The organism is Arenibacter sp. F20364, assembly GCF_023015905.1.
Lineage (GTDB): Bacteria > Bacteroidota > Bacteroidia > Flavobacteriales > Flavobacteriaceae > Arenibacter.
Genome location: NZ_JALKBD010000008.1, coordinates 75,684 through 93,621, shown reverse-complemented (window position 1 = coordinate 93,621; position 17,938 = coordinate 75,684). Strand labels below are relative to the sequence as shown.

Sequence of the window (17,938 nt, the reverse complement as noted above, 5' to 3'; positions counted from 1 at the left end):
CTCTGTAGACCGCACCAATTATAATAAGTACAAATTATGGAATTGAACATTCAAGACAAAATACAACAAAAATTCTTAATGCAATCCTAAAGGCAAACTCTTGGAGAATAATGCTACAGGATAATTGGAAGCACCTTCTAATGATTAGAATGTTAGCGGCTAATTTTTCATGAATTTTAAGAAACCATACCATCCCCTAAAGAATAAAGGCGGACATTTTTCGTCCGCCTTTATCTAAAATTAATTCAAGCTAATTGTTAATAACCTTGATTCTGCTCTAAAAAACCATCAATACCCGATGCGGCATCGACTGCACTTTGCGGAATAGGGAATAATCTGTGATTTACATCCGTATCGGTCTTCTCGGTCCAAGAATCTTCGTATTTTCCAAATCTAATTTGGTCTCCACGTCTAAAGCCTTCCCAGTAGAGTTCAAAGCCCCGCTCGCGGAACATTATGTCCAAATCAATCGCTTCCAATGCCTCTGGAGTTTGATCTGGGCGGGCGGTTCTTGAGGCTCTTAGTGTATTTACATCAACAAGCGCACCACCTGCATCATCGCTTCTTAATTTGGCTTCCGCCCTCATCAAATACACCTCTGCCAAACGCATCAACACTAGATCCACGCTACTAAAATTGTTACCGTTTGGCGAAGTACGGCTAAACTGGTACTTGGAGCATCTGAATCCTGTATGATGCAAGGAACCTTCATTGGTAAAGTCAACGTCTAGGGTATGGCTTACATATTCAGGCCCATTTCCCCGTCTGTTTTTAACCGGGTAAATTCTAACTCCGGTATCACAGGTCAAAAATGCGCCATCATCTCCTTTTCTAGGCCCCCACAAGGTGCCGCGTAGAATTCCACGGTCTATCTCAAATTCGTTCGGCTCTACACAGTAATAACTGTTTTCCGTTTCGGTAGCGAGCACTTGCTCACGACCTTCAAAGTCTATCAGCTGAGCATCAGGAACAATGGTATTCTTTTGATAGAACCGTGCATCTGCATCAGCAGGATCCACTTCCCCGTAGGCATCTACCCATGTTTGATAAAAGTCTGAGGTAACTGCGGGTCCGTCGGTACCATCGGCACTAGGAAATTCAGGTCTTGGAAACAAGGATCCTGCGATAGACCAATATGCCCATCGGCTATGCTCCCTATTTAGCACACCACGTTGGTCCAAAGCAAATATAAGCTCTGGATTGCTATTGTTGTCGTCGTTGAACAGTTCAAAATATTCTGGAGACAAGGAGAACGCAGCGGAATTGATGATGTTGTCCGTATACTGTATAACCAAGCTCATATCTTCCTGAGTAAAGTTCGGCGTACCATAGGGGTCACGATAAACAGCGGCATTTAGGTACAACCTTGCCAGAAAGCCCCATACTGCAGCTTGGGTTATCCTACCGGGGCCTCTGCTGGAATTGATGACATCCACGACAGATAGCAGCTCACTTTCAATATAATCAATGGCTTCTTCGCGCCGGAGCACTTCTGAAAGCTGGTCCGATGATTCCTTCTTAAGCACAAGGCCCCAACTATCCAACATCAACATATTCAAATATGCCCGTAAGGCCTTCATTTCATACAATGCCTCGGCAGCCTCGGCGTTCCCCTCATCTGCCAACGGAGTCAGCACTTCAATGGCCGACAATGTTCTGGAGATATTGGTCGTAAGCTGGTTCCAACCAGCACCAACCAAATCGTTCGTCGGGGTGATGGTATGCTGGTGCGTGGCTATGAACTTACCTCCGTCAAACCAGTCGGTTCCCCCTCGAAAAGGTAGTATTGCCTCATCGGAGGCGATAAGTTGTAATCCATAATAATTAGTATGCCTCCATACCCAGGAAACAAATCCATAAGCTGGTGCAATGGCACCGCTAACGGTTTCTGACTGGCCTCCAAATTCAGCTTCATCCAGTCTTTCTTCTTCCAGGTCCGTACAGTTAAAGTTAAACAACGCACAGACCACTAGTGCTATATTTAAAAATCTATTTTTCATTTTTGACAGAATTTTTTGATTAAAAGGATACGTTTAGGCCAAACAGGATCGTTCTCGGACTAGGATAGGTAAAACGGTCGATTCCGAACGTTTGAATACCATCGATGTCCGCATTGGTATTTACTTCTGGATCAAAGCCCGAATAATCGGTTAACACGAAAAGGTTTTGTCCGGTTATATTAAAACGGATGCCGCTTACTAAATCCCCTAATCCCAAATCTTGTGGATTCAAGGTATATCCCAAGGTAGCATTGTTTAAGCGTAAATAACTGCCATCTTCCAAGTATCTTGTAGATACTTCATTGGAATTGCTATTGCTCTCATTGGGAAATTCGGCCGCAAAGGGTGTAGTGTTCAGGTTTCTACTGAGCTGCCCCCTGGTAAACAACGACATTGCGGTGTGGTTATATATGTTATTCCCGGACACCCCATTAAAATTTAATCCCAGATCAAAGTTCTTGTAATTTAAATTCATGTAAAAGGCGTAAATCAAATCGGGCAATGCACTACCGACCGCATACCTGTCATTGTCCAAAGATTCACCATCGGGAACAACATCCCTGAACTCGTTCAATCCATCAGCACCTATCCCAATAAAGTCTTTCATGTAGAAAGCACCAATGGGCTCATTATTAATGTAACCATTGATCGTCGCACCTGTCTGGCCGGCTCCGGATGCCGCACCTGTGGTTATCACCTCAAATTGGGAGTCGACCACCTTATTATCAGTGAATGCAAAGTTCCCTCCAATATTATATGTAAAATCCTCGCTGAAACTTCCATTATAATCCAAGGTAAATTCAACCCCGGTGTTCTTAATTTCCATGTCCGGAATATTGGTCCAGATTTTTTCGGTAGGTTGTATAGGGTCTATCCTGTTGGCAAATAGTACCACATCACTGGCAACTTTATTGAAGTAATCCAAAGAACCTGTCAACTGATTTTTGAACAACCCAAAATCCAAACCAATATTGGTTTGAGTAGAAACTTCCCATTTAAGGTCTGGATATGCCGTACGCACGGGTACCGTTCCAAAGGGGTAATCATCCAAGGTCACTTCATTTCCTCCAATGGGGTAGGTATCATTTTCGGTCTTGGAGTCCACATAACTGGCTAAACTCACCTTACTTGGAATACCGTCCTGGTTACCAGTTTGCCCCCAGCTTGCCCTTAATTTTAGATTGCTGAACACTTCGCTATCGGCCATAAAGTCTTCCTTGCTAATATTCCAGCCCAATGCCACTGAAGGGAAATACCCATATTTGTTGTTTTCGCCAAATCTAGAAGAACCATCCGCCCGTAATGTCGCCGTTAAGAGATATTTGTCCTGATACCCATAATTCATCCTGCCGAAAAATGATTGTTGCTCATTTTTATACGCCACAGATGTCAAGGTCGTGGGACGCACCTCAGTACTTATCTGGTCTTGATATCTCGGCTCTATGCCATTGAGGGCAAATCCCTCCAATTCAAACTGCTTCTGTTTGTAAATTGTCTCTTGATAAGAGTGCCCTGCCAGCAGGGTCACATTGTGGTCACCTGTGCTAAAAGTATAGGTTAAGGTGTTCTCCACCAAAGTATTGCTGTTGGTGATGGTTCTGGAATCCAACTCACCAAATTCTTCCCCTTCCAACAAAGCAAAAGGCTCGCTCTGTATATCGCGATCTGTTGCAGAATAATCTACCCCCAAGTTTACTTTGTACGTTAGACCGTCAACAATCTCAAAAGAGGGCGCAATATTGGCCAAGATTCTATGGTTGTTGGCTTCATCTGTGTACAGCCGATTGCGCTGAATCGGATTTAACCGCTCTTCCAATAATGTTGGCTCACCATTGGTGAACACTGGAATGGTGGGGTTCAATTGCAACATATCGGTCACGATTGCCGATATATTGGGTCTTTCATTAACAGTCTTTGCTGCTGTAAGGTTGAATTCCACATTCAAACGTCCATCCAGGGCCTTTTGGGTCAAATTCACCCTGCCTGAGTACCTTTTTAAATAACTATTGTTATATATACCTTCTTGGTCATCTACACCACCGGATACATAATACGAGAACTTACCTCCTGTACTACCGCTCATAGAGAGATTCACCCTTTTTGAAATACCCGTTCTGGTCAATTCATCTTCCCAATTGGTATTTGCGCCCCCGTCAATTAAAGTACCCCCAACTGCAGGCACCTGTTGCCTAAATTCATCAGCAGTGAATACATCCATTCCGTTCGCCAAGGATGACATGGCCGTGGATACCGATAAATTCATTTCCGTTTTCCCAGTTTTCCCTCTTTTGGTGGTAATGGCAATTACCCCATTGGCAGCCCTTGCCCCGTAGATTGCCGCGGCGGATGCGTCCTTTAGGACATCGATCGAGGCAATGTCTTGGGGGTTGATAAAGTTCAGCGGGTTTGAGGCCACCCCGGTAGGACTGTTGTCGATAACAAACCCATCCACAACAAAAAGTGGCGTGGTTCCGGATCTAAGACTTCCTACCCCACGAATAATAATATTCTGTGCCGCCCCAGGTTCTCCACTAACAGAGGTAACATTAACCCCCGACACCTTACCTTGTAATAGCTGCCCAGGGTTGGTAACGACACCTTGATTAAAGCTTTCGCTCTTTAAAGAACCAATAGCACCGGTTACATCCGACTTTTTTTGAACCCCATAACCCACAACGACCACTTCGTCCAATAAGGAGGAATCTTCCTCTAACGATACACTTACATTACTTTGACCGTTGAGAGGAATGTCTTTGGAGGCATACCCTAAAAAGGATACGGCGAGAATTGCATTTTCATCCGACACTTGTAGGGTGAAATTTCCCTCAAAATCTGTCGTAGTTCCATTTTTAGTTCCTTTTTCAAGAACTGTAGCTCCGGGCAAGGGTATATTCTGTTCATCGGACACCGTACCGGTAACCGTTGTCTGTGCCCATGATGTCATGGATGTGCCTATCATAAAGGCAAACATCAAAAATTTCAGTTTCTTCATATTTTTATGGTTTAAATTAGTTTTGTCATAACCAATTTAACAATAAATTAACGATATCGGAATTTTTAGGACTTCAAAAACAATGCAAAGGTTTGCATACGATTTAGTTTATAGGAGTTTTCTTACTTTCCCTAGATCACTTTGAACCTATCTCATTTCACTACCTTAAGGACAAGAACAATAATGCTGCCCGCCTAAACATAAAACAGGCCAATCAAGTTTTGTTCTAGGGATATTTCAACTCCTTTCTTCCCTTGGAAACAAAACACTAAAGTCCTTTACTTTGCGTCTAAAATTAGAGTACCGACTAATTATTTGAATTGGTTATTCGTGGCAAAACTATATAAATGCAGGTATTAAAATTGGGCGATTTTATGATTTTACCTTGACTTTACATTTTAATAACCAGCGCTTTATTATGTTACAAGAATTCTTTTCAAGTCCTGTATATAATAGGTATAGGTAATAAATAAAGTTAAACCAGTATTTTGATCAAAAATTTTAATTTATGAGATATTTAGTTGATTTTAAATTACTTATAGTGATTTATCCCGAAAAAATACATTGACTGCAATTCCTGTGAAGTACCGATTACATTTTTTTAGCACGCTAACAATAATTTAACATTGTAGCACCCCATCTAAAGTGGCAAAAAGTAAGGTGATCCGTTTCGTTTTTGTTTCAGATCACTAAGGAATAATTGTAAAATGGAGAAGAATAAATATACGGTATTAAACCTTAGGGCCAGCTCGGGATACCCTTGGGGAACCGTCCCAAGGATTGAGCAATAAATCCCGACAAAAAGGTGAGGTTTCCGATTTAGCAGTACGATATACAATTTCTTAGAGAAGGCTTAAAGCACATCCTCTTAAAAATCGAAGGTATAGAGCACTCCTACATTAATGGTGGACCATGTAGCACCATCCAATGCAATACCGGTATAAGACAAATTGACTTCAGTTTGGGCTCCCATCAAATAAGCAATTGTAGGCCTATAGTACAATCCACCGTCATTACCGTCATTGATTCCGATAGCCTGACCAACATCTCCCCCAATGGAGAACGAATTGGATGTCCAAAATCTAATGGAAGCGGCAAGGGGCATAAATTGAATGTTAGGCAAATCCTCGGCAAAGAGATCTCGATCATATTTTTCTGGAAATCCATTTACAAAACCTACCATTACCCCAAGGTCTATAATTTCACTTAACCCCCATCTATATCCTAGGTCCACACCCGCAACCAGGCTAAGCTGATCTTGAAATTCATCCAAGGGCAGCCCCCCGTGAATTCCCAATTTCATCCCCTTTTGAGCAAACAAGCCCATTCCTAAAAGTGCAAAAACGAGGGTTACTAGTACTTTTTTCATAAATGTTGGTTTTTATTTTGGTTTGGTATAAATCTAGAATCTTCTTTATACTAGACCATATTTTTGTTGTAAAACCTACAAAAAAGGTTGTGGGAATGCTCATTATCCTACCCGCTGTATGCCAAGGTTTAGAATCTGCGTATACTCAATACTCCCCCCAACACCTATAAATTACAATTATCATGCTTACCCCAATACCCAGCCAACTCAACCTTGGCAAAATAGAAACTCAGTTATATAAACATTATTATATATTATTTATGCTCATAAATTAATATGTATGTATTAATAGCATAAAATTCATTTAGCCATGTTAAAATTGTAATTTTAATATGCATTATGTATAACATAATAATATAAAATTTATATATTGCCCAAAATCTAACAGATATGATAACTCAAACACATCCTTTTTATGAAGCATCTTAAAAAACCATGGACAGGAAATCGACCTACTACCAAGTCCGTTCAAAACAAAAAAACAACAAAGTCCCCTTCTTTGGTATTCACTTTTATTCTTTTACTGACCTTTGGCTTAACCTTTGCCCAGCAAAAAGAAATAACAGGAACCATATCCGATGGAAGCGGACAACCGCTACCCGGAGCCAATGTCTTGGTCAAGGGGACCTCAACAGGGACCCAAAGTGATTTTGATGGCAACTACATCATTATGGCGAGTACAGGCGATGTTCTAATATTCAGTTATTTAGGATTCACATCACAATCTATTACCGTAGGCGATCAATCCACAATAAATGCAGTCCTACAAGAAGACGCTGCCCTCCTGGACGAAGTGGTCGTTACTGGCTACGGATCCCAAACCAGGGCCACCTTGACCACCTCGGTCTCAAAACTGGACACCCAAATCCTAGAAAGCTCCACTAGGTCCAACGCAGCAACAGCCTTACAAGGTACCATTGCCGGATTAAGGGTAACCAACACCACTGGGCAACCCGGAGCTACCCCGCAAATAGTTTTGCGCGGAGGTACCAACTTTGACGGTACAGGGTCACCATTAATTTTGATAGATGGGATACCAGGCAGCTTTTATGCTCTAAACTCCGATGATATCGAATCTATCGAAGTCCTGAAAGATGCGGCGGCTACAGCCATATACGGGGCCAGATCCGCCAATGGCGTAATATTGGTGACGACCAAATCCGGTAAACCAGGAAAGTCCTCGATCAACTATAAATATAAGTATAGTATGAATGAAGAAAGAAATGACCAAAAATATATTGGTGCGGCCGACTTCATAAATTACAACAGACAATCAATTGCTTGGTATCGCGAGGCCATTAATAACCCTGGATCCTTTGGTGCCTTTTTGGACGGGGCCAACAGTATGGGAACAGGCGGTGATGCCATTAGCTCCCCTTTCACCACGCAATTGTTAAACGCGGACAATCAATATTTGTTGAATCAACCAGGCTGGAGCACAATCCCGGATATCCTGAATCCAAGTCAAGACATTTTGTTTTATGACAATAAGACTCTTGGCGATCGAATTTACCAAAACAGTGCCACCAAAGACCACTACCTTTCCTTTGACGGCGGAAATGAAAAAGGTTCTTATTATTTAGGCCTGGGACTTTTGGATAACGACGGTTTAATTCTGGGATCGGGTTTTAAAAGGTACTCTGGAAAGTTTACGGGATCCTACAGAATTACGGACAACCTAAAGGTAAACTCCAATGTACTGTACTCCCATTCCAACCTAAGTTTGAGTCCATTGGGTGGCGATGACACGGTATTCAGGAGATTTCAGAGCCAGGCCCCTACCTCCAGAACCTATGACAACAACCCTGATGGCACTTGGTCCAACATATATGCGGTAGGACAAAACCAGGGATTTGGCAATCCTTTATACTATCAGGATAAATTTGTCAGAAAAAATTTGGAACAAAGGTTATCGGCCTCAGTGGGTATCGACTGGAGCATATTGGACAACCTGATTCTATCCGTAGATGGAAGCCATTTTACCATCAACAACCACAACGAAAGCTTTAATAGAGCCTATAGAGTTGGCAGTACAACCGGTCCGTTAAGAACGGGCAGGGAAGCGTCGGTAAGTCTGGACAGGACCTTGAGAAATCAGCTGACCGGTACTCTAAATTATATCAAGAGTATAGGCAGTCATAATCTTAATGCCCTGATTGGTGCAGAATATTTCAAGGACAATTACTTTACCACCTCTGCTGGAACCAGAAATTCCCCCACAGACCTGATAGAGACCTTGAATGCAGGAGCGGAAGCCAATGGCATACCTTCTAGCTTTGAAACTGAATATGTGCTTGCCTCTACTTTTGGAAGGTTACTATATGATTATGACAACAAATACCTATTTGGGTTTACCTTTAGAAATGACGGCTCCTCTAGGCTCGGGAATAACAAGAGCGACTTTTTCCCAGGAGTATCCTTGGGCTGGAACCTGCACAATGAGAATTTCTTTGCCAATTCCAATATAGTCAATACTATATCTAGGATAAAGCCGAGATTGAGCTATGGTGTAAACGGTAATCAGGAGGTATTGAGCAATTATGGTGTTTTTGGGGCCTATGGCAGCCAAGGGGTATATAATGGACAAACCGGTTATGCCAACTCAGGATTACCTACCTTGGATCTACAATGGGAAAAGTCAACCACCCTAAATGCCGGTTTGGACATTTCCTTCTTTAACGACCGACTCTCTTTCATTACAGATGTGTATTCCAGGGACATTAAAGACAAACTTGCCAATCTTACACTACCCTACTACACCGGTTTTAGCAGTATTCTTACCAACAATGGAACCATTAGAAACAAAGGATTTGAACTGCAGGTCAATGGAGATATAATTCAAAACCAAAACCTTACCTGGAATGTTGGCGCCACCATTACTTCCAACAGGAATTACGTAGAGAAACTTCCGGAAAATGCCAACGATCTCAACAGACAGGACGGACAGTTGATCTGGAATGCCAAGACAGGGGAAGAAGAATGGGTAGGAGGTCTACAGGAAGGCCAGCGTGTAGGCAACGACCTCGTTATTGCCTATGAGCAGGAAGGTATCTATGCTAGTCAGGCCGAAGCCGATGCCGACAGCAACATTCAGGACGACTTCCTGCCTGGAGATAAAAACACACATTTCGCAGGAGACGTAAAATGGAAAGATCAAAACGGCGATGGAATCATTAACAGCTTGGACAGAAAAGTGATAGGACGTACTACTCCAGACTTCTTGGGAGGCCTAACCACCAGTCTTAGATACAAGAACTTTAACCTGTTCGTAAAGACCGATTTTGCTACGGGACATTTGGTGTGGAACCATATCCGGAACAAAGGTTATGGACAAACACAAGGTAACTTGAACCAGCCTACCGAAGTCTTGGATTCATGGACACCGACCAATACGGATACCGACTGGCCACGTTTTGTTTTCGTAAACGGAACCAAAAATGTTTGGAGAGGGAATGAAGGAGCAAGCTCAGGGGATAGTTCCAGCCTTTTAAATGCAGGTAATAGTCAGTTTTGGGAAAAAGGGGATTATTTGGCCCTAAGGGAAGTAACCTTCAGTTATGACGTCCCCTCCGAATATTTCAATGATGTCATTAAACGACTGAACATTTTTGTAACGGGAAGTAACCTGCATTACTTCAAAAGTTTCACCGGAGAAACTCCGGAAATAGGGGGTGTTCAGTACGGAGCATTTCCCGTCCCAAAAACCGTTACCATTGGATTAAACCTAACTTTTTAAAATTAGAACGATGAAGAAATATATTTCCATACTATTAATAGCCTTTACCATGGGCGCTTGCGAAAGTGAGTTGGAACTCACCAGCCCCAGTGAATTGACCACAGCCGGCTTTTGGGATACAGAAGAAGGAGTTAGAACCGCCCATACGGGCCTATATGCCAATTTAAGATCTTCTGCGGATAACTTATGGCTATTAGGTGAAATACGAAGTGATATTTGGGGTGGCAGAACCTTTGAATCGCCCAACAACGAATCCCTGATAAGATCGGACATTACCGTTGCCACGGCACCCTTTGGTGGCTGGGCAGGTCTGTACACCAGAATACACCGTATCAACGATTTTCTGGCCAACGCCCCAGATGTTAGCTTTGTAAACGAAGAGGCTAAAAACCATTTACTGGCACAAGCCTACGGTTTAAGGGCTTTATACTATTACACCCTTCTAAAGACCTGGGGAGGAGTACCTATCATTTTGGAACCCATAACCGATGTGGATCCCGCTAGTTTGAGCAAAGCCAGAGCAACCCAAGCAGAGGTTATGACCCAGATCAAAGCTGATATTGAAACCTCCTTGAGCACTTTTGCATCATCAAACAATTTCTGGGAAGGCAATAGAAACTTCTGGTCCAAGGCGGCAACATTGGCCCTTAAAGGCGATGTTTATATTTGGTCGGGCAACCTAATGGGCGGTGGTGCTTCGGATTTTGAGGCCGCAAAAACAGCCTTACAGCAGGTTGCTTCCTTCGGGGTGGCATTGGAGCCGAACATCTCGGACTTATGGGGTGTTGGAAATGAAGGAAATAGCGAGTTTATTTTTGCCATACAGTACAAGCAGGATGAAGCTTCCAACTTTTACAATAGCCTTACCGGAAGAAGTACCGAAATAAACCCAACTTTTAATGACAAAGGCAACTCCATGGGCGATTTTGTAATCGCTGGAGCCAACAGATATGGACAATCGGAAAAAACAATACTGTTGCTGGACGACAATGACGACAGTCGCAAGGATGCCACTTTCATTAGGCTGTATGTGGACGATAATGGCGGACTTGGATATACAAACTATAATGAATCGGCCTACTTCGGTTCCGTATTCAATAAATTTTTGGGGCAGGTTATTGGGTCCGAGCGTATTTTTGAAAATGACGTTCCAGTCTACAGATATGCGGACGTAATCCTTTTATTGGCAGAGGCCAAAAACCTATTGGGGGAAGATCCTTCGGGAGAAATAAACCAAATTCGCCAAAGGGCATATGGAGATAATTATGCGCCCCTCCTCCACGCCTACACCAATGGATCTCCAACAGAAAACGCCAATGCCATCTTAGATGAGCGATATAAGGAGTTTATAGGTGAAGGCAAAAGATGGTGGGACTTAAGAAGGGCCGGGAACAGCTTTGTACTGGACAATATAAGCTTCTTAAACCCTGGTGACGAGTATAAATTGGTACTGCCCATTACAACGGATATGATCGGAAGAAACCCATTACTGGAACAAACTCCGGGATACAATTAAAATATTGAGTTAGTTTGAATTGAGTTGTTTGCTGAAAAAAGGGTTCCATTTTTTTGGAATCCTTTTTAAGCTTTAATTCCACAATTAAAACCATCCAATAAAAATTACCCAAATTGATTAAACCAATTGCGAAGTGTTGACTAATTTATTTTGGGAGAATGAAATCTTTGTGCGTAATTGTATTTTGTAATACATAATAAAAATTAAATAGATGAAAGGACTAATAGCCGCGACTTATGCACCTATGCATAAGGATACCTCAATAAATTTGGGTATAATCTCCGAATACGGCCAATTTTTGAAAAACAACAAGGTAAAAGGGGCTTTTGTAAACGGATCCACTGGCGATTTTGTTTCCTTAACCACTAAAGAAAGGAAAGATATTATCACTGAATGGGCCGCGAACAAACCAAACGACTTTTTTCTGGTAAACCACGTTGGACATAATAGTTTAAAGGAAGCCAAAGCCTTGGCAACACATTCTGCCCAAAAGGTAGATGCCATAGCAGCATTGGCCCCTTATTACTTTAGACTTAGTTCGTTAAAAAGTTTGTTGGAGTACTGCAAAGAGATTGCGAGTTGCGCTCCCAACACTCCCTTTTATTACTATCACATACCGGTATTGACCGGTGCCAATTTCCTCGTGCACGAATTTTTGGGATTGGCCTCCCGGGAAATTCCAAACTTTGCAGGGATCAAGTTTACCAACAATAACCTGATAGACTATAAATATTGTAAGGATTTTGATAATGGCGCCTATAATATTCTGTTTGGTTTTGATGAAATCTTATTGGCGAGCCTTCCTTTGGGAGCAGAAGGCTGGGTAGGTAGCACCTACAACCATTTGGCGCCCTTGTATTTATCCATCATAGAGGCATTCCACAACAACGACCATAAGTTGGCTGCGGCCCTTCAGGAAAAATCCATGAAGTTCGTGGATACCCTAAATTCAAAAGGTGGTTTTAATGGGGCGGCCAAATCCTTTATGAAGGTCTTGGGCGTGGATTGTGGCCCCAGTAGATTTCCACATGCAACCCTTTCAATTGAGGAACTTAAAAGGGCCGAAAATGAGTTAGACGACCTTGGAATAATGGCTTATACTTCAAAATTTTAAATGTTCCATTTTTCAAAGCGCCATCCAAAAAATTAAATTTTACAAATGAAACCTCACAGCAACCTTTATAAAGACAATCTCCTAAACAACGTCATCCCCTTTTGGGAAAGGCATTCCCTTGATCGTACAAACGGCGGCTATTTTACCTGTCTGGATAGGGAAGGTAAGGTTTACGACACCGATAAATTTATGTGGCTGCAAGGAAGACAGGCGTGGATGTTCTCTACCTTGTACAACCAGGTGGAACCAAAGGAAAATTGGTTGGAAATTGCCAAAAGTGGGGTCGATTTTATAAGACATAAGGGAATGGATGCACAAGGCAATGTATATTTTTCCCTAACCGCAAACGGACAACCCTTGGTACAACCCTATAACATTTTTTCGGATTGTTTTGCGGCCATGGCTTTTGCCCAATATGGAATAGCGGCAGAAGATCAGGAATATAAAGAACTCGCCAAAAAAACGTATCTAAATATTCTTCAAAGAAAGGATAACCCCAAGGGAAAATATGAAAAAGGAACATTGGCCAGACCTTTAAAAAGTTTTGCCCTGCCCATGATCTTGTCCAATTTGGTTCTGGAGCTGGAAGACATATTGGAACCCAATGAAGTGGAGCGAACCATAGATTTTGCGGTTCGAGAGGTTATGGAAGTATTTCTGGATGGGAAATCCGGTATAATCTACGAATTCACAAAGCCCGATGGCAGTTTGGAAGACAGCTTTAACGGCCGTTTGCTGAATCCCGGTCATGGCATAGAAGCCATGTGGTTTATAACCGATATTGCCGTGAGAAGGAATGACCAGGAGTTAATAAATAAGGCTACTGAGACCATCGTCAAAATTCTGGAATACAGTTGGGACGAAGAATATGGCGGAATATTTTATTTTATGGATTCAAAGGGTCATCCTCCCCAACAATTGGAATGTGACCAAAAATTATGGTGGGTGCATTTGGAGACTTTGGTAGCCCTTACCAAGGCTTATGAACAAACCCAAAACCCGGAAATTTCCGCTTGGTACACCAAGGTGCACGACTATAGCTGGCAGCATTTTTCAGACCCACAACACGGAGAATGGTTTGGGTATCTAAATCGAAGGGGGGAAGTATTGTTAAACCTCAAAGGAGGCAAATGGAAGGGATGCTTTCATGTACCAAGAGCCATGCTCCAATGTTGGAAAGCCTTTGAGAGAATGGAGAATAAAGGAATAATAAAATAGAAACTATCGTAAATTTATAAAATATGAAAAATACAATTTTAGCACTTCTGTTGGTAAGCTGTAGTGCAACTGCACAACAAGAAAAGTTCAATATAGCCAATGGGGTAATAAGCCATCAAGATCTGTTCAATACTTCGATGAATCCGGACGTGTCCTGTTATCGCATCCCTGCCCTGGCCACTGCTCCCAATGGCAATATTATTGCTGCTATTGATGAAAGGGTACCTTCCTGTGGCGACCTAAAATGGAGCAAAGACATTAATATTGTGATAAGAAGAAGTGCTGATAATGGCAAAACTTGGTCAGCAATTGAAAAAATTGTGGATTTTCCATTAGGTCAATCCGCTTCGGACCCTTCTATGATCGTAGATGCCATTACCAATGAAATTTTTCTTTTTTACAATTATATGGATCTGGATAAAGAAAAGGACGTGTACTATTTACATGTGGTAAAAAGTGCAGATAACGGCAAGACCTGGAGCCAACCTGAAGATATTACCCCTCAAATTACGAAACAGGAATGGCATAACGATTTTAAATTTATCACCTCCGGTCGTGGTATACAGACCCGATCCGGCACCCTACTCCATTGCATGGTAAATCTAAATAACGGCTTACATGTGTTTGGCAGTAAGGACCATGGAAAATCCTGGTTTTTTATAGACACTCCCGTAAGTCCTGCGGACGAATCCAAAATTATAGAGTTGGCCAATGGGGATTGGATGATCAACGCCAGGGCGAATAAAGAGGGAAAAAGATATGTACATATTTCCAGTGATGAAGGAAAAAGCTGGGTAACCCAACCCGAACCTGCCTTGATAGATCCAGGCTGTAATGCCAGTATAGTCCGCTATACCTCCATCGAGGATGGTTACCGAAAAAACAGATTGTTGTTTTCCAATGCCAAAAGTGAAAAAGATCGCGTTAACATGACGGTTAGAATAAGTTATGATGAGGGCAAAACCTGGTCCGAAGGAAAAACTATTTACAAAGGAGAATCGGCTTATTCGTCCATGACCATCCTGGAGAACGGGGACATAGGTCTGTTTTTTGAACAGGACGATTACCAGAAGAATACTTTCGTAAGCTTTTCGCTAAAATGGCTGACAGATGGAAAAGATAGGTACCGAAAACCGAAAAATAAAAAGAAATAGTCAATTAATAGGGGCAGTTCATTTATATAACCATCCCGATAATTTCATAGGGTCCAATAAATTGATATATCGAAAAATATTGGATATATTTATAACAGTTTGCCCTCCAAATTAGGGTTGTGGCGATTTAATGATTGTTAATAGCATATTATAAACTGCAGTATGTCCATTATAAAAGACTTAGCCGATTATGACCGTCCTGTTTCGGATATGTTCAAACCGCCAAAATCGGAGGCAGAATGGGAGCAATACAAATTATCCGATGAACAGCTGGCGCACTTTCATGAATTTGGCTATGTCTCGGGCATAAAGCTCTTGGAGGAATGGCAGGTTGATAAATTAAACCAAGAATTGGCGGAAATAATGGACCCGGATCATCCCGGGAATCATTTGTTCTACGAATTCCACAGTAATGAATCCCAGGACCCCAATGCGGTTTTATTCCATTCCCTTGGACATTGGCGTATTACTCCAGGATTTCACGACGTTCTTTGGAACCCTGCCTTTACTATGGCGGCCCATCAGCTGTTGAACACCAAATCCGTTAGGTTTTGGCACGACCAATTATTTTGTAAGCCAGCCCGGCATGGTGGTGTAGTAGCCTGGCACCAAGACTATTCCTATTGGACCAGAACAATTGCCATGCAACACCTTACCTGCTGGACCGGATTGGATGATGCCAATACGGACAATGGTTGCCTTCATTATATTCCCAAAAGCCATAAATGGGGTCTTTTGGATGCCCCGTCATTGGCAGGCGATATGGATGGCCTCATGAAATATCTTAGTGAAGATCAGAAAAAAGAGTTTAAGCCCACGGCCATTGAATTGAAAAAGGGTTTCGCCACTTTTCATCATCCATTAATGGTGCATGGTTCGTACGAGAATAAATCGGAAAGAAGCAGAAGGGCATTTGTACTCAACATATTTGCCGATGGCACTGTAAGCAATACGGACGACGAGCTCTTGGCCGGGGTTCCAAAGGTTCCAAAAGGCCATAAGATGGAGGGTAAATTTTTCCCTTTACTTTATACCCCTCAATATTCCTAAAAAAGCATCTGTTCTATTTTTTACCTTTCTTTAACGCATGATCAAAATGGGGTTCCAAATGACGGCGCATGGCACTCCTATAGGTCTCGGGGGTACCTACCCTTAAGTTGTCCATTAGCATTCTATGTGTAACAAATTGTCCGGAAGAATATTGGTAATCAGTTTTGTTTTTCTTGGATTCTTCCAAATACACATACTCGAAAACGGGCAACAAAAGACTTTGAAACCGCTGCACAGTGGCATTGTTGGACATCTGGTAAAGCTTGCCGTGAAATGCAATTTCCCTGTCCAAAGAAAAGCGATCCTTCTCATAACTTGTTTCTTCCTCCAAAGTCACAATTCGCTCCAGTTCATCCATGTCCTTTTGCGTTTTGTATTCAAACAGAAAATCCGCAATTCCCATTTCCATTATCAATCGAAGCTCAAATAAGTTTCTAAGGGTATCATCGCCGAGTAAAGTGGGATCAAGGATACGTTCAAAATTATTTATAATATCGGGCTGGGTCAAAATCATGCCGCGATGCTTTTTGGAATCAACAATCCCTAGCGTTCTTAAACGCAAGAGAGCTTCCCGCACAACTGTTCTACTAACCCCAAAAGCTTCGGAAAATTCCAATTCCTTTGGAATGGCATCCCCCGGCTTTAAATTGTTCTCCTTAAAAAACTTAAGAATTCTAATTTCCGCCTTATCCACCAAAGACAGGTTTTCCAAAGGTTCAATTTTATTTAGTGTACTCATTTTTTTACGAAAATTAGAATTGCGATATTACCCTGGTTCAATTTAAAGGCAGAAGATTAATTTTTGCGTAATTTATAACAAAATTACAACTATTTCCCCTTAATTGCATAAAAATTGTTTTATGTCTTACATATTAATATGAAAATTGAAGTGTGTTGGGTAACAAGTTGTAGAAGTATAACGTGAAATTGATTATTTATTTAGGTATCAATAACCTTTAAGTTAAAATCCATAAAGATGAAGAATAACCCAAGACCATACGTATTGGCGGAAACCAATTGGAAAACCGTGCGAGAGGAAAACTACACCGTTGCCATATTGCCCTGGGGCGCTACTGAGGCACATAATTACCATATGCCTTATGGAACCGACAATATTCTGGCAGAGAACGCCGCCTTGGCATCGGCCGAAATTGCCTGGACCCAAGGTGCTAAAGTGATTGTTCTGCCCACTATCCCTTTTGGTGTAAATACGGGACAAATAGATGTTGATCTTTGTTTAAACATGAACCCAAGTACCCAAATGGCCGTATTAAAAGATTTGGTCCAGGTTATGGAGGCCAATGGTATTCGGAAATTGGCTATCGTAAACGGACATGGGGGCAATAATTTCAAACAGATGATCAGGGAACTGAGCATAGTTCATCCTACAGTCTTCGTTTGCTCCCTAAATTGGTGGCAGGCCGCCAAGGCTTCCGACTATTTTAAAGAACCAGGGGACCATGCCGGGGAATTGGAAACCGCCGTTGTAATGCATTTAACCCCAAATTTGGTATTGCCCTTGAATGAAGCCGGAGATGGAAACGCTAAAACATTCAAAATAAAAGGATTAAAGGAGGGATGGGTTACCGCCCAACGTAAATGGACGGCCGTCACCAAAGATACCGGCGTGGGAAATCCAAAAATGGCCAGCCCAGAAAATGGAGCCAACTTCCATAAGGCAGTGACAGCTTCTATTGCCAAATTTTTAGTGGAACTCCATGAAATCGATGCTGATGATATGTACGAGTAACCATATATTAACAGCCATACCACCATCACGAATAATAAA

Annotated in this window: 11 protein-coding genes; 7 read left to right on the top strand and 4 right to left on the bottom strand. The window is 42.0% G+C overall.

Translation table 11 applies throughout. The features are described 5' to 3' along the window. Window positions 1–257: 257 nt before the first annotated feature. From MWU84_RS08485 to MWU84_RS08475, 3 genes are all read right to left on the bottom strand, one after another. A complete protein-coding gene (locus tag MWU84_RS08485; RefSeq protein ID WP_246900598.1) occupies window positions 258–2,000 on the bottom strand; it encodes a RagB/SusD family nutrient uptake outer membrane protein in 1,743 nt (580 codons plus the stop codon). A 19-nt stretch (window positions 2,001–2,019) separates the two neighbouring features. Beyond that, window positions 2,020–4,992, bottom strand: a complete 2,973-nt coding sequence (locus tag MWU84_RS08480; RefSeq protein ID WP_246900597.1) for a TonB-dependent receptor — start codon at window positions 4,990–4,992, stop codon at window positions 2,020–2,022. Window positions 4,993–5,860: 868 nt separating this feature from the next. Continuing rightward, entirely contained in the window at window positions 5,861–6,361 is a 501-nt protein-coding gene (locus MWU84_RS08475) for a hypothetical protein (protein ID WP_246900595.1), read from the bottom strand. 415 nt (window positions 6,362–6,776) lie between these two features. Between MWU84_RS08475 and MWU84_RS08470 the strand changes: the two genes are divergently transcribed. The 6 genes from MWU84_RS08470 to MWU84_RS08445 all read left to right on the top strand — a co-directional run bounded on the left by MWU84_RS08470 (window position 6,777) and on the right by MWU84_RS08445 (window position 16,149). Next, window positions 6,777–10,097, top strand: coding sequence for a TonB-dependent receptor (locus tag MWU84_RS08470; protein ID WP_246900593.1), 3,321 nt, complete (start codon window positions 6,777–6,779; stop codon window positions 10,095–10,097). Between the two features lie 10 nt (window positions 10,098–10,107). After that, on the top strand, window positions 10,108–11,613 hold the full coding sequence (locus MWU84_RS08465; protein WP_246900591.1) for a RagB/SusD family nutrient uptake outer membrane protein: 1,506 nt from the start codon (window positions 10,108–10,110) through the stop codon (window positions 11,611–11,613). A 211-nt stretch (window positions 11,614–11,824) separates the two neighbouring features. After that, on the top strand, window positions 11,825–12,727 hold the full coding sequence (locus MWU84_RS08460) for a dihydrodipicolinate synthase family protein (RefSeq protein WP_246900589.1): 903 nt from the start codon (window positions 11,825–11,827) through the stop codon (window positions 12,725–12,727). Window positions 12,728–12,772: 45 nt separating this feature from the next. Continuing rightward, entirely contained in the window at window positions 12,773–13,945 is a 1,173-nt protein-coding gene (locus MWU84_RS08455; RefSeq protein ID WP_246900587.1) for an AGE family epimerase/isomerase, read from the top strand. A 23-nt stretch (window positions 13,946–13,968) separates the two neighbouring features. Continuing rightward, window positions 13,969–15,099 (top strand): sialidase family protein, encoded by a 1,131-nt coding sequence (locus MWU84_RS08450; protein WP_246900584.1) that lies wholly within the window; start codon window positions 13,969–13,971, stop codon window positions 15,097–15,099. A 162-nt stretch (window positions 15,100–15,261) separates the two neighbouring features. Further along, window positions 15,262–16,149, top strand: a complete 888-nt coding sequence (locus tag MWU84_RS08445) for a phytanoyl-CoA dioxygenase family protein (RefSeq protein ID WP_246900582.1) — start codon at window positions 15,262–15,264, stop codon at window positions 16,147–16,149. A 13-nt stretch (window positions 16,150–16,162) separates the two neighbouring features. Here MWU84_RS08445 and MWU84_RS08440 read toward each other — a convergent pair whose 3' ends face one another. Further along, the gene (locus MWU84_RS08440) at window positions 16,163–16,888 is read right to left on the bottom strand and encodes a GntR family transcriptional regulator (RefSeq protein ID WP_031442181.1); all 726 of its coding nucleotides are present in this window, start codon (window positions 16,886–16,888) and stop codon (window positions 16,163–16,165) included. 237 nt (window positions 16,889–17,125) lie between these two features. Here MWU84_RS08440 and MWU84_RS08435 point away from each other — a divergent pair, with 237 nt between their 5' ends. Next, window positions 17,126–17,899 carry a creatininase family protein gene (locus MWU84_RS08435; protein ID WP_246900579.1) on the top strand — a complete coding sequence of 258 codons (774 nt, stop codon included), beginning with the start codon at window positions 17,126–17,128 and terminating at the stop codon, window positions 17,897–17,899. Window positions 17,900–17,938: the final 39 nt, after the last annotated feature.